Origin of the sequence: Bartonella sp. AC535YNZD (genome assembly GCF_042196625.1) — a bacterium.
Taxonomy (GTDB): Bacteria; Pseudomonadota; Alphaproteobacteria; order Rhizobiales; family Rhizobiaceae; genus Bartonella.
Genome location: NZ_JBHIQP010000009.1, coordinates 51,910 through 72,725, shown reverse-complemented (window position 1 = coordinate 72,725; position 20,816 = coordinate 51,910). Strand labels below are relative to the sequence as shown.

At 36.2% G+C, this 20,816-nt stretch carries 14 protein-coding genes and 2 tRNA genes; 7 read left to right on the top strand and 9 right to left on the bottom strand.

Going from position 1 to position 20,816, the window contains the following annotated elements:
• Nucleotides 1-82: 82 nt before the first annotated feature.
• The 4 genes from ACFIM8_RS06680 to ACFIM8_RS06665 all read left to right on the top strand — a co-directional run bounded on the left by ACFIM8_RS06680 (nt 83) and on the right by ACFIM8_RS06665 (nt 5,885).
• Nucleotides 83-460, top strand: a complete 378-nt coding sequence (locus tag ACFIM8_RS06680) for a hypothetical protein (protein WP_375610650.1) — start codon at nt 83-85, stop codon at nt 458-460.
• A gap of 91 nt (nt 461-551) precedes the next feature.
• Entirely contained in the window at nt 552-3,065 is a 2,514-nt protein-coding gene (gene secD, locus ACFIM8_RS06675; protein WP_375607183.1) for a protein translocase subunit SecD, read from the top strand.
• A 99-nt stretch (nt 3,066-3,164) separates the two neighbouring features.
• Nucleotides 3,165-4,916, top strand: coding sequence for a YbaL family putative K(+) efflux transporter (gene ybaL / locus ACFIM8_RS06670; RefSeq protein WP_375607184.1), 1,752 nt, complete (start codon nt 3,165-3,167; stop codon nt 4,914-4,916).
• 15 nt (nt 4,917-4,931) lie between these two features.
• On the top strand, nt 4,932-5,885 hold the full coding sequence (locus tag ACFIM8_RS06665; protein WP_375607185.1) for a YbhN family protein: 954 nt from the start codon (nt 4,932-4,934) through the stop codon (nt 5,883-5,885).
• Between the two features lie 1,109 nt (nt 5,886-6,994).
• On the opposite strand, the gene ACFIM8_RS06660 is transcribed toward ACFIM8_RS06665, so the two are convergent.
• Nucleotides 6,995-7,070 (bottom strand) — tRNA-Lys (locus tag ACFIM8_RS06660).
• 436 nt (nt 7,071-7,506) lie between these two features.
• Between ACFIM8_RS06660 and ACFIM8_RS06655 the strand changes: the two genes are divergently transcribed.
• Entirely contained in the window at nt 7,507-9,075 is a 1,569-nt protein-coding gene (locus tag ACFIM8_RS06655) for a TerC family protein (RefSeq protein WP_375607186.1), read from the top strand.
• A 529-nt stretch (nt 9,076-9,604) separates the two neighbouring features.
• Here ACFIM8_RS06655 and ACFIM8_RS06650 read toward each other — a convergent pair.
• From ACFIM8_RS06650 to ACFIM8_RS06630, 5 genes are all read right to left on the bottom strand, one after another.
• A complete protein-coding gene (locus ACFIM8_RS06650; protein WP_375607187.1) occupies nt 9,605-9,889 on the bottom strand; it encodes a DUF6990 domain-containing protein in 285 nt (94 codons plus the stop codon).
• 151 nt (nt 9,890-10,040) lie between these two features.
• Nucleotides 10,041-10,286, bottom strand: a complete 246-nt coding sequence (locus ACFIM8_RS06645) for a hypothetical protein (protein WP_375607188.1) — start codon at nt 10,284-10,286, stop codon at nt 10,041-10,043.
• Nucleotides 10,287-12,567: 2,281 nt separating this feature from the next.
• Complete coding sequence (locus ACFIM8_RS06640; protein ID WP_375614683.1) at nt 12,568-12,723, bottom strand: hypothetical protein; 156 nt, start codon at nt 12,721-12,723, stop codon at nt 12,568-12,570.
• A gap of 74 nt (nt 12,724-12,797) precedes the next feature.
• On the bottom strand, nt 12,798-12,965 hold the full coding sequence (locus tag ACFIM8_RS06635) for a YbfB/YjiJ family MFS transporter (protein WP_375607190.1): 168 nt from the start codon (nt 12,963-12,965) through the stop codon (nt 12,798-12,800).
• A gap of 536 nt (nt 12,966-13,501) precedes the next feature.
• Nucleotides 13,502-13,578 (bottom strand) — tRNA-Arg (locus ACFIM8_RS06630).
• Nucleotides 13,579-13,845: 267 nt separating this feature from the next.
• On the opposite strand from ACFIM8_RS06630, the gene ACFIM8_RS06625 reads away from it, so the two are divergent.
• Both ACFIM8_RS06625 and ACFIM8_RS06620 read left to right on the top strand, forming a co-directional pair.
• Nucleotides 13,846-14,619, top strand: a complete 774-nt coding sequence (locus ACFIM8_RS06625) for an NAD kinase (RefSeq protein WP_375608554.1) — start codon at nt 13,846-13,848, stop codon at nt 14,617-14,619.
• Between the two features lie 146 nt (nt 14,620-14,765).
• The gene (locus tag ACFIM8_RS06620; RefSeq protein WP_375607192.1) at nt 14,766-16,169 is read left to right on the top strand and encodes a DEAD/DEAH box helicase; all 1,404 of its coding nucleotides are present in this window, start codon (nt 14,766-14,768) and stop codon (nt 16,167-16,169) included.
• 60 nt (nt 16,170-16,229) lie between these two features.
• Here ACFIM8_RS06620 and gltX read toward each other — a convergent pair whose 3' ends face one another.
• The 3 genes from gltX to ACFIM8_RS06605 all read right to left on the bottom strand — a co-directional run bounded on the left by gltX (nt 16,230) and on the right by ACFIM8_RS06605 (nt 20,773).
• Nucleotides 16,230-17,603, bottom strand: a complete 1,374-nt coding sequence (gene gltX, locus ACFIM8_RS06615) for a glutamate--tRNA ligase (protein ID WP_375614680.1) — start codon at nt 17,601-17,603, stop codon at nt 16,230-16,232.
• A gap of 10 nt (nt 17,604-17,613) precedes the next feature.
• On the bottom strand, nt 17,614-19,275 hold the full coding sequence (locus ACFIM8_RS06610) for an NAD+ synthase (protein ID WP_375614679.1): 1,662 nt from the start codon (nt 19,273-19,275) through the stop codon (nt 17,614-17,616).
• A gap of 118 nt (nt 19,276-19,393) precedes the next feature.
• Nucleotides 19,394-20,773 carry a class II 3-deoxy-7-phosphoheptulonate synthase gene (locus ACFIM8_RS06605; RefSeq protein WP_375607195.1) on the bottom strand — a complete coding sequence of 460 codons (1,380 nt, stop codon included), beginning with the start codon at nt 20,771-20,773 and terminating at the stop codon, nt 19,394-19,396.
• Between the last annotated feature and the right edge of the window lie 43 nt (nt 20,774-20,816).

The following is a 20,816-nucleotide window of genomic DNA, read 5'->3' as shown; positions in this document are numbered from 1 at the left end:
TCCCTTATCCTATAATACTGATAATAAGATAAAAGAATGATAAATAAGCTGAACTCAATAAGATTAAAGAAGGCACTCTAGCATGTTTTTTTTGCACCTTTATTGCAAAAAAGAAGATTTTCTTCCTTTGACAACCTGGATTTTTCTATCCAGTTTAGGTGTATTCTTGACGAACAACCTAGAAACGCGTGCTTATTTAATCAAACAATCGCACACCAATAATGTCATTAAAACGAATAGATTTGATTTACATCATAAGTGTGATCAGGTGAATGTTACCACAACTGAAAACAAAAAACTTGTAACACTCCATACAGAATCTATTTTTATCAGGACCTTTCAAAAAATCCTAACATTGGATTTCTTTTTAATAAAGATTCCAGCTGTTGACACACGATTTCGTAACGTTAAAACACAATATTTCTCAAATAAACGCGCTCCTCCCAATGAACACACTTAATTCTCTTCCTTGAATATAAAAACGATCATCTTATTTTAATTGTGCTTTTAACTTTGAATAACTGTTAGATTGCCTATTTACGGAATATATCATGCGTACACCTGGTTGGTTAACTACCCTTTATTGTTTTATTCTTTTAAGCAGCATTTATGTTGCCTTACCCAATTTATTTTCACACGAACAAGTTAACAACTCGAAATTTTTACCCAATACCCGTGTGGCACTTGGTCTTGATCTTCAAGGAGGCTCTTCTCTTCTGCTCGAGGTTGATAGCAAAACGTTAAAACGCGATCAATTACACATCGTTTTAAGCAATGTGCGCAATGTATTGCGTGAAAAACAAATCCGCACCTCAAGTGTGCGTATCGTTGAAGATAGCGTTATTGCCCTTATTTCTGACCCATCGCAAACTGAAAAAGCACTCTCTGCTTTGAAAACATTAATAACCCCCATACACAGTAGCTTTGGCACAACAGAACATAACATCACGATCAGTACTCAAAATGAAACTCTCCGCGTCACATTAACAGAAGCTGGTATAAAAGACCGTATAAGCAATGCTATTGAACAAAGCTTAGAAATCATCCGGCGCCGTATAGATCAAGTTGGTGTTTCAGAACCAGCCATCCAAAAGGTCGGAAATGACCGTATTATGGTCCAATTGCCTGGACTACAAGATCCAAAACAATTACGTGATCTTTTAGGAACAACTGCCAAAATGAGTTTTCATCTTGTTCCTTCTAACGTGGATCCCAATAATCCACCGATAGGTGTTTCAATTCTTCCTGGATATACTGATGAAACGCAACGCTATGCAATTTATGATCAAATTGCTTTAGATGGAAATGTCCTGAAAGATGCCCGTGCTGGTTTTGATCCACAATTGCCAGGACGTTCTATGATTTCATTTACTCTAGATTCGGCTGGTGCAAAAATATTTGCCGATATAACACGACAAAATATTAACCGTCCTTTTGCCATTGTTCTTGATAATAAGGTTTTAACCGCTCCTACCATCAATAGTGTTATTCCCAATGGACAAGGTCAAATTACAGGAAACTTTGACCCCAAAGAAGCCTCAACTCTGGCTGCTCTGCTCCGCGCTGGTTCCCTCCCCGCACCACTCACCGTCATTGAAGAAAGAACCGTAGGTCCAAATCTTGGCGCTGATGCCATCCAAATGGGGCTTTATACCGGCATAATTGGCTTTATTCTCGTTGCAATTTTTATTTTTCTTCTCTATCGCATTTGGGGACTCATTGCGAATATAGCACTAGCCCTCCATACGATTTTAACATTTGCTGCACTAAGTCTCCTTGGAGCTACGCTTACGCTGCCCGGTATTGCTGGTATTATCTTAGGCATCGGTATAGCCGTTGATGCCAATATTCTCATCAATGAACGTATTCGCGAAGAAAGTCGAAAAGGCGTGAGTGCTTTTGCAGCTCTAGATCGTGGATTTAAACAAGCTTTTGCAACCATTGTTGATGCAAATGTTACAGCCATTATAGCCACTGTTTTACTATTTTGGTTTGGCACAGGCCCAGTTCGTGGTTTTGCTGTAACAATGTTGCTTGGTATTATCATCTCCATGTTTACAAATATCACCATTGTGCGCATCATCATGATTTGGATCGTTCGTAAATGGAAAATTAAAAAACTGCATATTCATTCTGCTTTCAACATCATGCCACAAAACACAACTTTCCACTTTATGAAAGCACGTTTCATTGGTATTGGCGTCTCAATTGTTTTATCAATAGCTTCAGTTTTTCTCTTTTTTAAGCCTGGCTTAAATTTCGGAATTGATTTCATTGGCGGCAGCCAAATGAGTATTACCACGAAAGGACCAGCAGATCTAGCAACCCTGCGTTCCAAGCTTTCTACTCTTAATATTGGTGAAGTTACCTTGCAAAATATTGATAACGAAAATACCGTATTAATTCGCATGCAGAAACAAAGCGGTGGCGAAGCACAACAAACCACCGCCATTGATAAGGTCAAAACAGCTGTACAAAATATCTATCCCGATACCACATTCGATCAAATAGAAGTTGTTGGTCCAAAAATTTCAGGCGAGCTTGCCACAGCTGCTTTTACTGCTGTTATTCTTGCGGCTATTGCCATGTCTCTCTATATATGGTTACGCTTTGAGTGGTTCTTTGCCATTGGAGCCATTGTCACACTCATTCTAGACACCACAAAAATGATTGGCTTTTTTGCTTTATTTCAATTTGATTTTAATTTAACAGCCATTGCTGCGCTCTTAACAATTGTTGGATATTCTATAAATGATAAAGTTGTCGTCTATGATAGGATGCGCGAAAATATGCGTCTTTTTAAAAAAATGCCGTTGCGTGAGCTGATTGATCTGTCAATTAATCAGGTTCTTGTACGTTGTTTTTTTACATCAGCCACAACAATTCTTGCGATGCTCCCCATGGCGATATGGGGTGGAAGTGCTGTTCATAATTTTGCATTACCCATGGTCTTTGGGATTATTATTGCAACATCATCCTCTATCTTTATTGCTGCTCCTATTTTGCTCCTGCTAGGAAATTGGTGGCGTGAGCGAAATAATCGTGCAAATATCAAAGTGAAATAAAAATGCCCTTTAATGCGTATGGTACATCTCGCCTCTCTTCTCATAGAAATATAGTCGTTTTCATTCATTCGCTTTTTGATCAAGAGTAGTAAATAATCCATGCTCCACGACACACCACTTATCACAACTATTGTTGCAGGCTTATGTTTAGCATTTCTCTTGGGAATGATTGCTAGCCGTTTACGTATTTCACCCCTTGTAGGCTATTTGTTAGCTGGTGTTATTGTGGGACCCAATACAGGCGGATTTAAAATAGATTCCGTCATCATTAATCAACTTGCTGAAATTGGTATTATTTTGTTGATGTTTGGTGTTGGGCTCCACTTTTCATTAAAAGACCTTTTATCTGTCAAAGCTATTGCTGTCCCCGCTGCTATTGCACAAATGGCATTTTCTACTTTTCTAGGTTTGTGCCTTGGTCTGATTATGGGATGGGGCTTTAGTGGTAGTTTGATCTTCGGTCTTGCTTTATCCATAGCAAGTACCGTTATCCTGCTACGTGCTTTGCAAGAGCGTCATCTTATTGAAACAGAAAAAGGACGCATTGCCGTTGGATGGTTGATTATTGAGGATTTAGCAATGGTCCTTATACTTGTCCTCATCCCTTCCTTGGCAAGTGCCCTCAGCAATACAAAAAAAGAAGCGTTGGATCCTCTTGTTCAATGGTTAGATTTAAGTATTTGGGGTATTTTTGGTCTCACCATCCTGAAAGTGATTGTATTTATCGCACTTATGCTTGTCATTGGGCGACGCGTTATCCCATGGCTTTTAAAAATGAGCGCACAATCGGGATCACGTGAATTATTTCGTCTTAGCGTCTTTGCTATTGCATTAGGAGTAGCTTTCGGAGCCGCTCATTTATTTGGAGTTTCTCTTTCTCTTGGTGCTTTTTTTGCTGGTATGGTCATGAGCGAATCAGAATTAAGCCACCGTGCTGCGGAAGAATCTTTACCACTGCGCGATGCTTTTTCTGTTCTCTTTTTTGTTTCTGTAGGTATGTTATTTGACCCAGAGAAACTCTTGACTCATTTTTTCCCACTCTTAGCAACCTTATTCATTATCGTAATCGGAAAATCTGCTGTTACCTTTTTCATCGTCAAGGCTTTTCGCTATTCTAATGCAACAGCTTTGACTATTTCTGCAAGCCTTGCCCAAATCGGAGAATTTTCCTTTATCCTTGCTGGTTTAAGTTTAAGCTTAGGACTTTTAAACAATGACGCTCATGATTTAATTCTTGGAGGAGCAATTTTTTCTATTTTGCTCAACCCTCTTGTTTTCATTGCCTGTAATAAAATTAAAAAACGTCTAGAAAAAAATTCTGTATCCTCACAAAATACCCAAACAATTATTGATATTGATCCACAAGATCCTGACCAAGATTTTTTACCGATGACCTTAAAAAATAACCATATCGTAATTATTGGCTATGGTCGTATCGGTAAGTATGTTGCATTATCTTTAATGAATAGAGGTGAACCTATAGTGATCGTAGAAGAATCAAAACGCCTCTCTGATAAAGCGATTGCAGATGGCTTTGAGGCTATTTGTGGCAATATCATTCAACAAGAAATAATAAACGCAGCAAATATAAATAATGCACATAAAGTTGTTATTACAATGCGAAGTACCATTGAAGTAGGAGAATGTATCGTGAATATCCGTGATATGAAGAAAGATATCCAGATAATCACACATGCATTATCCGATACAGAAACAACATATCTCATTGATTTAGGTGCTGATGTTGTAGTAACAGATGATGAAGAAATTGCCAATGGCATTATAGAGTATATAACAGAACGAAGATCTGTAAGGAATATGCTCAATCATGAAAATTTACAGAAAACATAAAATGGATACAGAATCGTGAAAATAAAGCAATTTATATGGCCATTGATTGGTATCTTAGCAATGCTGGTATCTATTCGAATTCTTTACATGAAGCTCTCTGCCATTTCATTTGGAGATGTATTGGAGCGTTTGAACAATTTAAATGCACAGCACTGGTTATTAGCCTGTTTATGTTCTCTCCTAGCTTATGCTGCTCTTGCTGGATATGATCGAATTGCCTTGCAACATCTAGGCCATAAAATTTCTTGGATTTTTATCGCTATATGTTCATTTACAACCTACGCTCTTTCACACAATATCGGTGCTTCAGTTTTTTCTGGTGCCGTTGTACGCTATCGCGCCTATAAAATGAAAGGATTAAACGGAACAGAAATCGCAATATTAGTAGGTTTTTGCTCTTTTACTTTTGTAATCGGCACAATCTTGCTTTTGGGAATCGTTTTGGTGCTGCAACCCGAAATTATCACCCTCATTCATAAAGAACTTCCTGAATGGCTCGGAACAACGGCTGGAGCAATTTTACTCAGCTGTATAGCACTTTATACGTTTGGCAGCTGGCTTCAGTTAAAACCCTTACGCTTGGGTAAGAAAATTCAACTTTCCTATCCACGGCTGAAAATTGTTATTCAACAGCTTCTCATTAGCCCTCTAGAGCTTTTAGGAGCAGCAGGAATTATATATGCTGTTCTCCCACATAACGCAGATATTCATTTTATCTCTGTTCTTGGTGTTTTTCTAGCATCTTTTACGATAACTCTTCTCTCTAATGCTCCAGCAGGAGGAGTAGGAGTTCTTGAAGCTCTCTTCATAACAGGCATGCCCAATATAAATCCAACTGATGTTATTGCAGCGCTTATTGTCTTTAGAATGTTTTATTTGATTATACCGCTCATCCTTTCATTATTTGTGGTCGTCATTTTTGAGGCGCGACAATATTGGAAAAGAGCCCCCAAAACACCACCGGAATAAATAAAAGGCTATCAATGACTTCTTTTTTGTGTACCTATAAAAGAACAAAACACCACCGTGTTGCCAGTTTACATATCTTTTTTAAGAAACCTCTCTCAACGCTCTTCTCCATTACACAACAATACCCGTAAATGGTATAATAGTAAAGCTATTGTTGCACCATCAACTTTATACTTAATAAAAGATCAAGCCTGCACCATTATACTATTTTTCCAATGTTATGATAACTTTTAGCACTTAAGAACATTAATAAGAATTATTTTTATGCCTTTCTTCAATAGTCTTTATCCACACGTTAATCCCATTTATAATCCCATTTATGATGTACAAATGAATGATTTTAATTAATTTATTATAAGAGGGATTGAAACAAAAGAAGTTTATGATAGTAAAGTTTTTTCAAACAAAGAATAATCAATTCTTTATAAATCAATATATTATAATGAATCTAAGTAGCTTTCTTAATATTTATATTTTTAGAGGTTTAGCTAACGGAAAGGCAGCATAGCGTAACCACACAGCTTAATATTTTAAAACTTTAAGCCTCATTAAAGTTTATTGTCTTTCGTTTAACAGGTATTAGCTTTAAACAATTAAACTGATATAATTTTATTCCTTGTATGTCCAGCTAAATACTTCATTTTATCTTTATTTACCCTCTTGGAATACTGATGATTATTACAGAAGTTTTTTGTTTAAGCGGGAGAGTTATCAAAAAATATCCACGCTGCTGACACAACTAAAGTGTAAAGTTGCTTCTTTCTTTAAACAATATGCTAAAAATCCAAAAAAATTTTAATCAATTTATATTAAAAGAAGTGAAAACTGTTGATTTCTATACTCCTTTAAATAAAACAATTGTCGGTAAGAAGCTTCTCCTTACCAATTGCAACTTAAAAAAAAGAAACAATACGCATTAAAAAATCTTTAAATGTCCTTTGAAAGTTCTTTGAGACCCCTAAAAAGTACAAAAACCGATGACTAAGCTATATCAACAATCTTTTTTTAAACAAACAGATATGGGGAAATCCTACTGCCCAATTTTATTTAGCAACTCGTACCTTAAAAAAATTACCCAATCAATAAGTTATTTACGGTATAAAATAAAATGGTGGGTGATGAGGGGATCGAACCCACGACCCGCTGATTAAGAGTCAGCTGCTCTACCGACTGAGCTAATCACCCATAAGCTTCTCAAAAGACGAGAATGAGCGTTTCTATAACGCTCCTAAGGATAGATGTCCAGATGTTTTGTTGTTTGTTATATAAACTCATTGTCTGTAAGGTTAAAAATATGATATTCACCACTTGATCTTATATAAAAATAAACCCATTATAAGAAGCTTTATAAATAAATGTTCTGATTGTTATACAGAACCTATAGTTAGAGGATTATCGAGCATAATGCCCGAGCGAAAATTAGAGGAACCTTCTTGTGGTTGTAAGCGGGATGGGGCATCATTTTGTTTTATCAACAATCACATGCATTCAAGCAATATTGTGCTGTTTTTTTCTTTGAATATAAGTTTTTTACATTCAATGTTCATGATCCAATATACGAATAAAAGCCTATGAATTTTTTTTGTCAATCGCGCGCTTTTAAGCTTCTAAAAGGTAAGGAATGATGGAATGGATCACTGATCCCCATGCGTGGTTTGGTTTGATCACGCTGGTTTTTCTCGAAATTGTTTTAGGAATAGATAACCTTATCTTTATTGCAATTTTAGCTGAAAAATTGCCACTGCATTTGCGTGACCGCGCACGCTTTATAGGTCTTACTTTAGCATTAATTATGCGGCTTTTCCTTCTTACCGTTATTGGATGGGTTATGAGACTCGATAGGGTAATTCTTTCACTTTCATCTTTTGTATTTAGTTGGCATAGCTTTATTTTAATCGGTGGTGGAGCCTTTTTGCTCGCAAAGGGAACGCTAGAATTACATGAAAGGTTAGAAGGAGTATCACATGAAAGAAAAACAGGTGTTGGTTATGCTGTTTTTTGGCAAGTAATCGTCCAAGTCGTGGTGCTGGATGCCGTTTTTTCACTAGACAGTATTATTACCGCAACAGGTATGATTGCAAAAGAGCAGGCAGCAGTTATGTATATCGCAGTCATAGCTGCTATGGGAGTAATGATGTGCGGATCTGGTGCTCTTATGCGTTTTATTAATCGTCATCCCACTATTGTAATCCTTTGTCTTGGTTTTTTGATGATGATTGGTTTTACTCTCATTGTTGAAGGATTTGGTTTTCATATTCCAAAAGGGTATTTGTATGCTGCTATTGGTTTTTCTGTTCTCATCGAAGCTTTTAATCAAATTGGACGTCGTAACCGTGAAAAAATGATTAAAACGAATGATCTACGCAGTAGAACAGCTGATGCTGTTTTGAGGCTCTTAGGAGGAGGAAGCAAAGATAATCACCTTGCTGAGACTGTAGATGTTATTGCTGAACAGGCCGCAGCTTCTGAGTTGTTTAGACCAGAAGAAAAGGAAATGATTCGTGGTGTTCTCGATTTAGCTGATCGCCCTGTTCGCTCTATCATGTCGCCGCGTAATGAGATTGAGTGGTTAGATTTAAATGCTGATGAAAATGAAATGCGTGAAGAATTACAAAAGTTTAAACATAGCCGCTTAATTCTTGCGCGTGAAAAAGTGGATGAATTTGTTGGCGTTGCATTGACAAAAGATCTTCTTTTGAATTTGGCTGAGGGAAAAAAGATTAATTGGAAAAAAGCTATGCGAGAACCCCTCGTTGTTCATGAAAACACAAGTGTTTTACGATTGATGGAGCAATTACGTCATTCTTCGATTCAGCTTGCAATTATTGTTGATGAGCATGGATCTTTTGAAGGAATTGCAACACCAACCGATATTCTTGAAGCTATTGCAGGAGACTTTCCTGATGACGATGAAGAACTCATGATCGCAGAACAACTTGAAAATGGCAGTCTTCTTGTTGAGGGATACGCTGATATCCGCCGTTTAAGTGGTTATCTTGGGCGTAACCTTGTGGATGAAGCAGATCGTTATACGACTCTGGCAGGCTTTATGCTTTGGCAGTTTGGTCATTTACCAAATGAGGGAGAAAGTTTTGAAACTGACGGTTTACACTTTAAAGTGATTGAAATGGAACGCAGAAACATATCTAAAATCCTTATTTCTCCGCTTGTATCACCAGAAAAAAGCTAATTCTTTTTATAAGAAAAATGAATAAAAAGATTTTTTTATGATTAAAAATTGAAAAGAATAAGCAATTGATAACTCAATTGCATTTCATTATTTTTATATTTTTTAAAGCGTAAAATAATGACATACAAAAGTTATATTATCAATGAACTTTCCATTATAAAAAATTTTCATTGATGATTGACGAAAAGCTGGAAGAGAGAAAATGGTGCAAAATTATTTGTCAATGGTCATTAATCTCAAAACAATGAATATATACAACATATTGATTTATAATAATTTTTTATTATGATATTACCTTCACATCAAGAAAGCCTCTTTCAAACATCAGATTTCCGCCAATGGATAAAATTCAACCATTGTTGAATTCACTCAACTGATGATGGCAGCTTTAAAACAGACTCTGGCTCCTATAATCTTTTTAGATCTTCTTGATATTTCTTAAGGAGCTATTCCTTATCTTTTGTTTCGATAAATGTAGCTATTTTTTTTCCTTCCAAGAATGAAACTCCACCTCTCTGGAAAACCCTTATTAAGAACTTTGTTTTTCTTCTAGATGACTCATATTTTTTGCTACTTTTTTAATTAAAGCGTAGCTGAGCTGCTTAGATTTCACTACTTCTTTGGCTAAAGCCAATGCACGTTCCAGATGAATCTGTTGGGTGTTTTCATCAAAGCCTAAATGATCCTCTGCACTGAAACTTTGATAATAAGATTGTAAGGGTGCAACATCACCCAATAAAGCCACTGCACCAATATGAAGTAAGCTATAATCTGCATCATCTACCTTGATAACCTTATGTGCCTCCAACTTCACTCTTTCGCCAAAGTGGTACTCCATATCTGGAATAAAAGCATTTATGAAGATCTATTTTTTCCATCGCCCATTTCAAGATATAATCAAGCTTAATTCCAACTAATCTGCATATATTTCTTCTTCACAAATTCTCAATCCCTTTTTATCAAAATCAAGTTGTAGATCTTGTAAATGCTGGTAATTGATAGGGATCAATTACCATGCAGGCAGCAGCTAAAATACCAGTACTAATCGAAACTCCAACATCAAATTGCCAATAATCTTTGATAATTGCGTCATTATAAAGAATTTGTACTTCACAATCTGGTAGTTGATAACGTGCGGAATAATTATCTACCTCTTTAATTTTTTCAACAGACCAATCAAGATTTTTGAAGAACACTGTTGCACTCTCCATGATTAAAAAGTTCTTTGCTCTACCTCAAAAGAGGTTGTATCCGTATCAAAGTCAAAAGCGAAGCAGATTTTTGCAAACAAAAGTGATAACGCCGTGTACGAGAAGAATCTTATCAATAAGGTCTTTGGTGATTTCTTTTGCAACGTCTAAACGAGATGGAATCTTAATTCATAAAAAAATATAATAAAGTCAATAGATTGTGTGCAATTATTTTATATAAATCCCATTTAAAATCTACACTTTTATACGTGATTTAATTAACCATTTTTCATAAACAATTACCATGTATGGATAGACCATAAAAAGCAAATCATGATGCAAATGTTATAACGCATGTAAACATTCAGATGAAGTGAAACGCAGCTATCATTTATAACAGTTCATAAATTTTATGATACGTTTTTATCACACACAAATCGCATTATTAAAAACGTAATTGTTTGAAATAATCGATAATATAAATTGCATGCGTTTAAAAAATGGTATGGGGTTTACTCTTTTTTTGAGCTAAACCTTAAAAGAAACAATCATTTGAAACTATCATAGAATAGGTTTTAATTCATTAAGGACACATAAAAGGATTTAAATACAAGTCGATTTTAAAGCGCTGCTTACTAAAAAGTTAGTCAATAATAAGCAGACATTATATAGATACTATCATCACAGCAGGTAATGAAATTAATAATGTTATGTCTTAGAAGTCAAAAGATTTTTAATGATATAACGCAGGCAAACAAGCAAAAAACGTTTTAAAAGTTACAGTTTAAAAATACGAAACCAAATGAAGTCCCCTCAAATTTGAGGATACTTATTAAGACAAAGATAAGTAGATAAATTTCAAAAGGATTGCAATCATATTACAAAGGCATGGGGTTTTACTCAATTTTGAGTCAAAAGCGACAATATTAAAGACTGCTCTATTCTAAAGTTAACGAGCTCGAATTTGAACTGATTAATTTTGCCAGCCCAAATATGGACCGGCTTATTTGCAGAGAAGTTACGTTTAAATGCAAAGTGAAAATACGCTTATGAGAACCTCACTAAATGAAAGTTTAAACGTTTAGAGACATAAAATGATATCTCTATAAAAACCTTTGAAACCTAGGTTTTATAACAGTTTAAAAGCCTTAGATTTTATAAAAAGTGGTTGTTTATTGTCTTCTGAAAAGCTGCTTTTAAAAACCAATGTTCGTAAATGTAAACAACGGATTTTGTTACAAATATTCACTTAATACGCACTTTCTCTTGATTGTCTTAATATGAACCTACCAAACGTTTTAAAAGAGACATTTTGATAATGTACTTTGTGTCAAATGACAACTTCAAAAATGAGAGCGTTATTCTTAATAAGTTTTATAGCCATACAAAAGTGTTTATAGGTTCTGTAATTCAAATGAGTGATTAAATATTATACCTATCATTTACGTTCCCATTGATCAGTTTTAATCAATAGAATAGAGCGTTTGCAATATGATACGTTTTGTATATATGCATTCATTATTGATTTCTTTTGTATGATCTGTAGTACCTCTATTTAAAAGCAGCGTCATATCAATTGGCACAGCTTTCTTTTATGATGCGTTTTAACCATCAAAGAAGCACCCTCCACGTCTGTCATTTATTCTGTTTATCAATCTTGATAACATCATCACTTTCATAAACCTCACAATTTATGGGAACCGAATATAAATCGCTATGTCTTTTTATTCTTGCATTGCCATATACATTACCTCTAATCACGATATAATCAGGAGATCTTGGCATTGCCATAAATAGAACCGTAGACCTTAGTATGACACCCCACGCTAGCATTGCCGTAAACCTTGCCTAACAACCGCATGATCATAAACCGCGGCAGTGTTATGAATACGTGCACTACCGGATAATTTTTCATTCCCATAAACCCGCGCATAATGATAAACTCATACGTTATAAGAAAGATGAGCATTGTCATAAACATGAACACCAAAATACACATGGGTTTTATCACATATAAGGGTATTGCCATTACACATAGCCACCAATGGCAGCATTGCCATAGCCCCTTATATTTTTATAAACACAACCAGATTTTACAACACAGACATTATCAGCAACCCAGCAATTACCATCATGAGAGAGATTGCTTTCATTTTCAATAAAAGCATCTAGATCGCCTTTTTTACATCACCAAAATCGTTTAAAGTACGAATGCGATATAAGATATATGACCAGTCACGAAATCTATTTGATTGGTCAATTCATATTTTGGGATGATTTTTTCTTATTAACAGGAGCGGTTTCATTTGCAATGGAAAAAATAACGGAGGTGTTTTTGTGATATAGTTGTCATATTCAAGCTAATAATAACATATTCATTACCTAGGAGAATACCAACTCCTACACCTGCATAAAGCGAAGAAATAATCCGCCCATTATGGCTATGCTGCGTGACCATAATAGAACCTAAAACCATCATTCACCAACAGCAAAACGGATCAAAAGAACTAAGTGTTAACGCCATGGAAATAATTAAGTGCACTCATTACTATAGCTGCACAAGATAGTATGCGAGGAGCAAAAGATATAATCCCAATTACTGCCAAACGTAAAGAATATACTCCCAACTAAATAACCACCATAATTAGCGTTCGGGATATAAGAAAGTTGATTAAAGCTAAACAATCCCTCATCCAACATAACTGGCAATATTGGTGTATAGAGAAATCACCAGATACCCATATCAAAACCATATCGAATACAGTATTTTGAAACAATTCAAACCTTGACGGTTGTCTTTCCCCCTTATTACTCCTTTAACTGGTGATATTCCTCATCTGCGTTCCATATCACCATAACAGCCTTTAACTCCCAAAATAGAAAAAAAGCAAATTTAGCTATTTATTTTAATGACCAGAACAATATATTTAGCGATCTACTATCAACATCGCCAGATCAGTTGTACAATAACATATTGAATTAATATGTATTTTTATATTATAAATATTTATAGTTAAATTGAAAGCACATTTAGATAATCTTGCTTTTTTATCTCGATGTTCAAAATGACTAAGCAAAAAATTATATACGCAACTGTAAAATTTTACTTCTCTTAAAATCATTTACTTATTCGCTAAAAAACTTAATGAACAACTCAAATGACCATTTTCATAAAGAGGAAATCTGCTTCTTTTTGGAGAATGTTGTTATTTAGGATGATATGAAATTGAAAAGTTTGGTGCACCCGACAGAATTCGAATCTGTGACCTCTGCCTTCGGAGGGCAGCGCTCTATCCAGCTGAGCTACGGGTGCTTAAAACCGATTATTAAAATTAGTTGTGATCTTTTAACTAATCATTCTCTTAGCTTCAATGCTAAATTACCATTCTAATAAAAAAATTACTTATTTGTAAATTATCTAACTACGCACCCCTTTTATTTTTCTACAATGATACTTTATCTTGAAAGAGCTTTTTTGTCTTCAACACTCGTTTTATTATTAAAAGAGCTTTTATTACAACTTCAAAACTTTCAAAAAATAAGTTACAATATGAACTGTAAGTATCAGGATAATTTCTAAATGATTACATTACCAAGTCGCTTTCATTTTGTTTCCGCAGAAACTGAGGAAGCTCTCAAAGCTACCCATAAATTAATTTCCGTTTATGGTCATTCTTCTCTGGAAGAAACTGATATTGTTGTTGCAATCGGTGGTGATGGGACAATGTTACAAACCGTACGGGACGTCATGAATACAGGCAAACCCATTTATGGCATGAATCAAGGTTCTGTAGGATTTCTTATGAATGAATTTCATGAAAAAAAATTACCTAATCGTATTGCTGTCGCTCATAGAAAAGAAATCCATCCCCTGCGCATGATTGCAAAAGCTGAATGTCAAGAATCTATCGAAGCTCTTGCAATTAATGAAGTATCTCTCTTTCGACAATCTTATCAAGCAGCAAAAATTCGTATCACCATTGATAACAACGTGCGCATGGAACAATTAAATTGTGATGGAGTCCTCGTCGCTACACCGGCAGGATCAACCGCTTATAATTTATCAGCACAAGGACCTATTTTACCCCTTATGGCCCCCCTTATGGCTCTTACTCCCGTTAGTCCTTTTCGTCCTCGGCGTTGGCATGGAGCATTGCTTCCCAATACAGTAACAGTGCGCTTTGATATGCTTGAACCTGACAAACGCCCTGTTAACGCTGCTGCTGATAATGTTGAAGTTAAATCTGTCCATTCAGTTACTATTTCAATGGCAACAGAAGTAACAGCTTCAATCCTTTTTGACTCAAATCATTCATGGGATGAACGCATTTTATCAGAACAATTTCGCTATTAATGATTGTATTGTGCGTTTTATGTGTATATGGTTGTTATAGTTAGTTTTTTTGTGAAAGCATCTTAAAACTCTTTAAGAGTGGGGGATATTGGTTATACTCATCATTTAGATAGCAAAATTAAAATCACAGAGCAATTGATAAAAAAATGATACCATCTTTAAACAGTTTTGATGATTTAGGTCTTTCCGCAAAGGTTGTTAACGCTGTAAAATCAGCGGGATATACAACTCCAACACCTATTCAAAGTGAAACAATTCCTCACGTCCTTCAAAGAAAAGACGTTCTAGGAATCGCTCAAACGGGAACGGGTAAAACCGCCTCTTTCGTATTGCCTATGCTCACTCTCCTTGAAAAAGGTCGTGCAAGAGCACGAATGCCCCGTACGCTCATCTTAGAACCAACAAGAGAAATTGCAGCTCAAGTTGAAGAAAATTTCGATAAATACGGAATAAATCATCGTTTAAATGTTGCTCTTTTGATTGGTGGGGTATCTTTTGAACTCCAAGATCGCAAACTTGAACGAGGAGCTGATGTTCTTATAGCAACACCAGGGCGCCTTCTTGATCATTTCGAGCGCGGTAAATTGCTCCTGATGGGCGTTGAAATCCTTGTTATTGATGAAGCTGATCGCATGTTGGACATGGGCTTTATTCCTGATATCGAACGCATCTGTAAACTAACACCTTTTACACGTCAAACTTTGTTCTTTTCTGCAACAATGGCACCAGAAATTACAAAACTAACGAAACAATTTTTACATTCTCCAGTATCTGTTGAAGTTACAAAAGCTTCCTCAACAGCAACCACAATTACACAACGGCTTGTTAAATCTGGAAATAAATCATGGGACAAAAGAGCAGTTTTACGAGAACTTATCCAAAATGAAGGTGCCGAGCTTCAAAATGCTATTATTTTCTGTAATCGCAAGAGGGATATCTCTGAACTTCTTAGATCACTCATTAAACATAACTTTAATGTAGGTGCATTGCATGGGGATATGGACCAATATTCACGTATGAACACCCTAGCCGATTTTAAAAATAATAAACTTACACTTCTGGTTGCTTCTGATGTTGCAGCCCGTGGTCTCGATATTCCAGCCGTAAGCCACGTATTTAACTATGATGTTCCTACACATGCTGAAGACTATATCCATCGAATTGGTCGTACAGGGCGTGCAAATCGTAGCGGAAAAGCTTTTACAATTGTCACAAAAGCTGATCAAAAATATATCAATGCCATTGAGGAAATGAGTAATGAAAAAATTGAATGGCTCAATGGAGATCTCTCAACTTTAATAGCCGATGATCAAACAGAAGATATTGTTGTAAAGAAAAAGTCTTCAAAATCATCAAAGAAAACTGCTCCTAAAGAGCCTGTTGCTCACACTAAAAAATCTGTAGAAGAGAATAAAACAGAATATATCAAAAACGCAAATAATAAGGAGAAGCCATCTGAGCAACAACGCTCACGAAAAAATAAGAATTACACGCCCCTTGGATTTGGTGATGATATTCCTGCATTCATGCTCATAAAAACGCGTAGATAGACTCGTCCTTTACTCTCTGTAAGCATAAAGTAAATAAAAGATGCCTTTTAAAAGTTTCTCTTATTTCTTAGAGAGCCTTTCTATTACCTTTTCACGCCCTAAAAGCTGCAAAAGCTTTCCCATTTCAGGTCCATGATCCATGCCCGTAAGTGCTTGACGTAATGGCATAAATAAAGATTTTCCTTTCCGACCTGTTTTTTCTTTTAATGCTGTTGTCCAAATTTTCCAACTTTCCTCATTCAAAGCACCTTCAGGTAAGAAATCGAGTGATTGACGCACAAATGCACGATCCTCTAGTGCTACTGTATCAAAATTTTGTTCATCATGAATGATTTTCCACCACAAAACAGCATCTTTGACTTTATCAATATTGCGTCTTATCGCGTTCCAGAAATATTCCACCTTATCTCCCTCAATAGAAAGTTTTTTAAGGCGTGTTTTAACTTCCTCATAGGGTAGTTCATGGACAAGATGGCTATTCAAAGTACAAAGATCAGTAATATCAAATTTTGCAACGGATCTTGACGTATCTTGGAGATTAAAATGTTCTAAAAGCGCAGCTTGATTGGGATAGGGATGCACATTTTGCGATGTCCCAATCAAAACAGCAAGACATTGAACAGCGATAGATTCAAATCCTTCTTCCCGTAGAGAACGAATAGAAAGATCATTATTACGTTTTGAAAATCCTTTTCCTAAAACTGTCGCCAATAAATTGGTATGAGCAAAAACCGGTAATTCTGCATTAAGGGCTTTAAAAATAGCAATTTGAGCGCCTGTATTTGTAATATGATCATCCCCGCGAATAATATGCGTAATAGCCATATCTACATCATCAACAATAGACGGCAATGTATAAAGATAGCTTCCATCTTCACGAATAAGAACAGGATCTGAAAGAGAAGCCAAATCAATCGTCTGCTTCCCCTTTATCGCATCATTCCAGCAAACTTCTGTTCGCTTTGTTTGCAAAGGATCACTTTCAAAATTAGGAAGAAGAAAACGCCAATGGGGTTTACGACCTTGAGATTCAAAGTTTTTTTTCTCTTCTGCCGTCAATTTTAATGCTGCACGGTTATAAATAGGAGGCAATTTGCGTGAAAGCTGAATTTTACGACGCCGCTCTAATTCTTCTGCAGTCTCATAACAGGGATAAAGAAGCCCGCGTTGTTTGAGAATTTCCGCAACTTCATCATATCGATTAAATCGCTTAGATTGATAATAAATTGAATCTGGTTGAATACCAAGCCATTCAAGGTCAACAGCAATAGCATCAATATATTCTTGTTTAGAACGTTCAACATCTGTATCATCATAGCGCAAAATAAATTCTCCCTTATACGCTTGCGCATAAAGCCAATTGAAAAGTGCAATACGGATATTGCCAATATGAATATAACCTGTTGGAGAGGGAGCAAAACGAACTTTAACCATAAAATAATACTCAATTTTTATCACGAAAATGATTGACTATGGGATAGCGACGATCGCGTCCGAAATTCTTGTAACTGATTTTTACACCGGGTGCAGATTGTCGTCTTTTATATTCGGCACCATAAAGAAGCTGTTCAACTTTCTCAACAGTTTCTCGTGAATGCCCACGTTTAACAATATCACAAATACTCATGTCATTTTCTACAAGAGATTGTAATATATCATCTAAAATAGGATAAGGGGGAAGAGAATCTTCATCTTTTTGATTTTCTCGCAGTTCTGCAGAAGGCACTTTTTCTATAATATTGGATGAAATGACAATTCCTTCTGGTCCTCTCAAATTGTGCAAGTGATTTTTATTGCGCCATTCAGCTAATGCGTAAACCTGCATTTTATAAATATCTTTAAGAGGATTAAATCCGCCATTCATATCCCCATATAGTGTTGCATATCCTACAGCCATTTCTGACTTATTGCCTGTCGTTACCACCATTGATCCGAATTTATTCGAAAGAGCCATCAAAAGTGTACCGCGTATGCGACTTTGAAGATTTTCTTCTGTTACATCAGAGGGTAACCCTGAAAAAATAGGTGCCATTGTCTTTAAAAAAGCCTCAACAGGTTGTGCAATCGGTATGATTTCATAATGACATCCTAAAAGATCAGCACATTCTTTGGCATCTTTCAATGATTCTTGCGAAGTGAAATGATAAGGCATCATAATGGTGCGAACCCTCTCAGCACCAAGAGCATCCACCGCCATTGCCGCACACAGGGCTGAATCAATTCCTCCTGAAAGACCAAGAATAACATCCTTAAAGCCGTTTTTATTAACGTAATCTTTCAAGCCTAAAACACAAGCTTGATAATCGGCTGCTAATCCATTGAGAAGATTTTCATTAGGACCTAAAACACAGTTCCATCCCGTCGTTGTTCGTTGCCAATGGCTCAAAGCTATCTGCCTTTCAAAGTGTTTCATTTGAAACACTTTTTTGCCTTGCCCATTTAAGGCAAAAGACCCGCCATCAAAAACGAGCTCATCTTGACCACCAACTTGATTAGCATAAATAATTGGTACCCCAGATCGTAGAGCTTGCGTATGAACAACATCTATACGTTTTAAAGTTTTATTACGATAGTAGGGAGATCCGTTAAGGACGAGAATAATTTCCGCTCCTTTATCTTTAAGCTCTGTACTCAGAGAGAAATCATTCCATAGATCCTCACAAATGACTATTCCTAATTTGATTCCATGATAAACAATAGGCTCAGGACGTGGACCTGAAGAAAACAAACGCTTTTCATCAAATTCGGCATAATTAGGTAAATCAAACTTTAAGCTTTCAGCAATAACTCGCCCTTCATCAAGAAGCATGAGACCGTTATAAACATTGCCATTACGCCTTAATGGAAGACCAATGACAATTCCTGGTCCGCCTACGGTTATTTTTGCTAAATTTCCAACAGCCTCTTCACATGTTTTTGTAAAAGCAGATTTTAGAACAAGATCTTCTGGTGGATAAGCGCTTATAAAAAGCTCCGATAATAAAACAAGGTCAGCTCCCTCTTCTTTAGCCTTTTGATGTGCCATAACAGCTAGAGAAAAATTCCCCTCAATATCACCGACAATAGGATTTAATTGGGCAATTGCTACCCGAAAATCATTTTTCATAAGTCTTTTTATCACTTCATCAGTTTGGCAACCACAACTTTATTTTTAATCATCAGAAACATCGCTTTTTTTTAAATTCTCTTCTGTCATATGATCTAAAATATTAGGTAAACTTTTGCTATCCACCAGTGGCAATTGCTAACGGGTCAGTGGCACGATTTTTTTTAAGGAGTTCCGCAACAAGAAACGCCAATTCTAACGATTGATCTGCATTTAATCGTGGATCACATTGCGTATGATAACGATCAGACAAATCGTCCACAGAAATAGCATGTGCCCCACCGGTGCATTCAGTGACATCACGACCTGTCATCTCAATATGAATGCCTCCTGGATAAGTTCCCTCTCCATGATGCACAGCAAAAAAATTCTCGACTTCTTTTAAAACATAATCAAAGGGACGCGTTTTATAACCACTAACAGTAATTGTATTGCCATGCATTGGATCACATGACCATATAACCGCACGCTTCTCGCGTTCAACGGCGCGGATGAGTTTAGGTAGATAACTTTCAACCTTATCATAACCAAAGCGCGTAATAAGGGTAAGCCGACCTGGCTCGTTTTCAGGATTTAGAATATCAATTAATCTTAAAAGCTCATCAGGCTCAATGGAAGGGCCACACTTTAATCCTATAGGATTTTTGATACCACGACAATATTCAACGTGAGCATGGTCAATCTGACGTGTACGGTCTCCAATCCATAACATATGGCCAGATGTTGCATACCAATTTCCTGAAGTTGAATCAATTCGCGTCAAAGCCTCTTCATAACCAAGTAAAAGTGCTTCATGACTGGTATAAAAAGATGTTTCACGCAATGAAGAATGCGTTTTGGATGTAATCCCTATAGAACGCATAAAATCAATTGCTTCAGAAATACGCTCTGCCAATAATTCATAACGTTCCCCCTGCGGACTGTTAGAAACAAAACTCAACATCCATGTGTGAACATTTTCTAAATCAGCATAGCCACCTTGTGAAAAAGCACGCAAGAGATTAAGTGTTGCCGCAGATTGGCGATAAGCCATGGACATCCGTTGCGGATCCGGAATACGAGAATCGGCTCTAAATTCAATGCCATTAATAATATCCCCCCGATAAGCAGGAAGATCAATCCCTTCTTTACTTTCGATATCAGAAGAGCGTGGCTTTGCAAATTGACCAGCAATACGACCAATTTTAACAACAGGCTTAAAACTACCAAAGGTTAAAACAATCGCCATTTGCAAAAATACACGAAAAAAATCACGAATATTATCAGCTTCATGTTCTGCAAAGCTTTCGGCACAATCACCACCTTGCAATAAAAAAGCTTGGCCTTTCGCAACGGCTGCTAATTCATTTTTTAAATCACGTGCTTCACCGGCAAAAACTAAAGGAGGATAGCTTCTCAGTTTTCGTTCAACATTTTCTAACATAGACTTATCCGGATAAGTCGGAACTTGTTTAATTGGCCTTTCTCTCCAAGAGTCAGGCACCCATTCTTTTATCATTATACTCTCTCTAAAGACTAAACTTACAAAACTTACAGCTTGG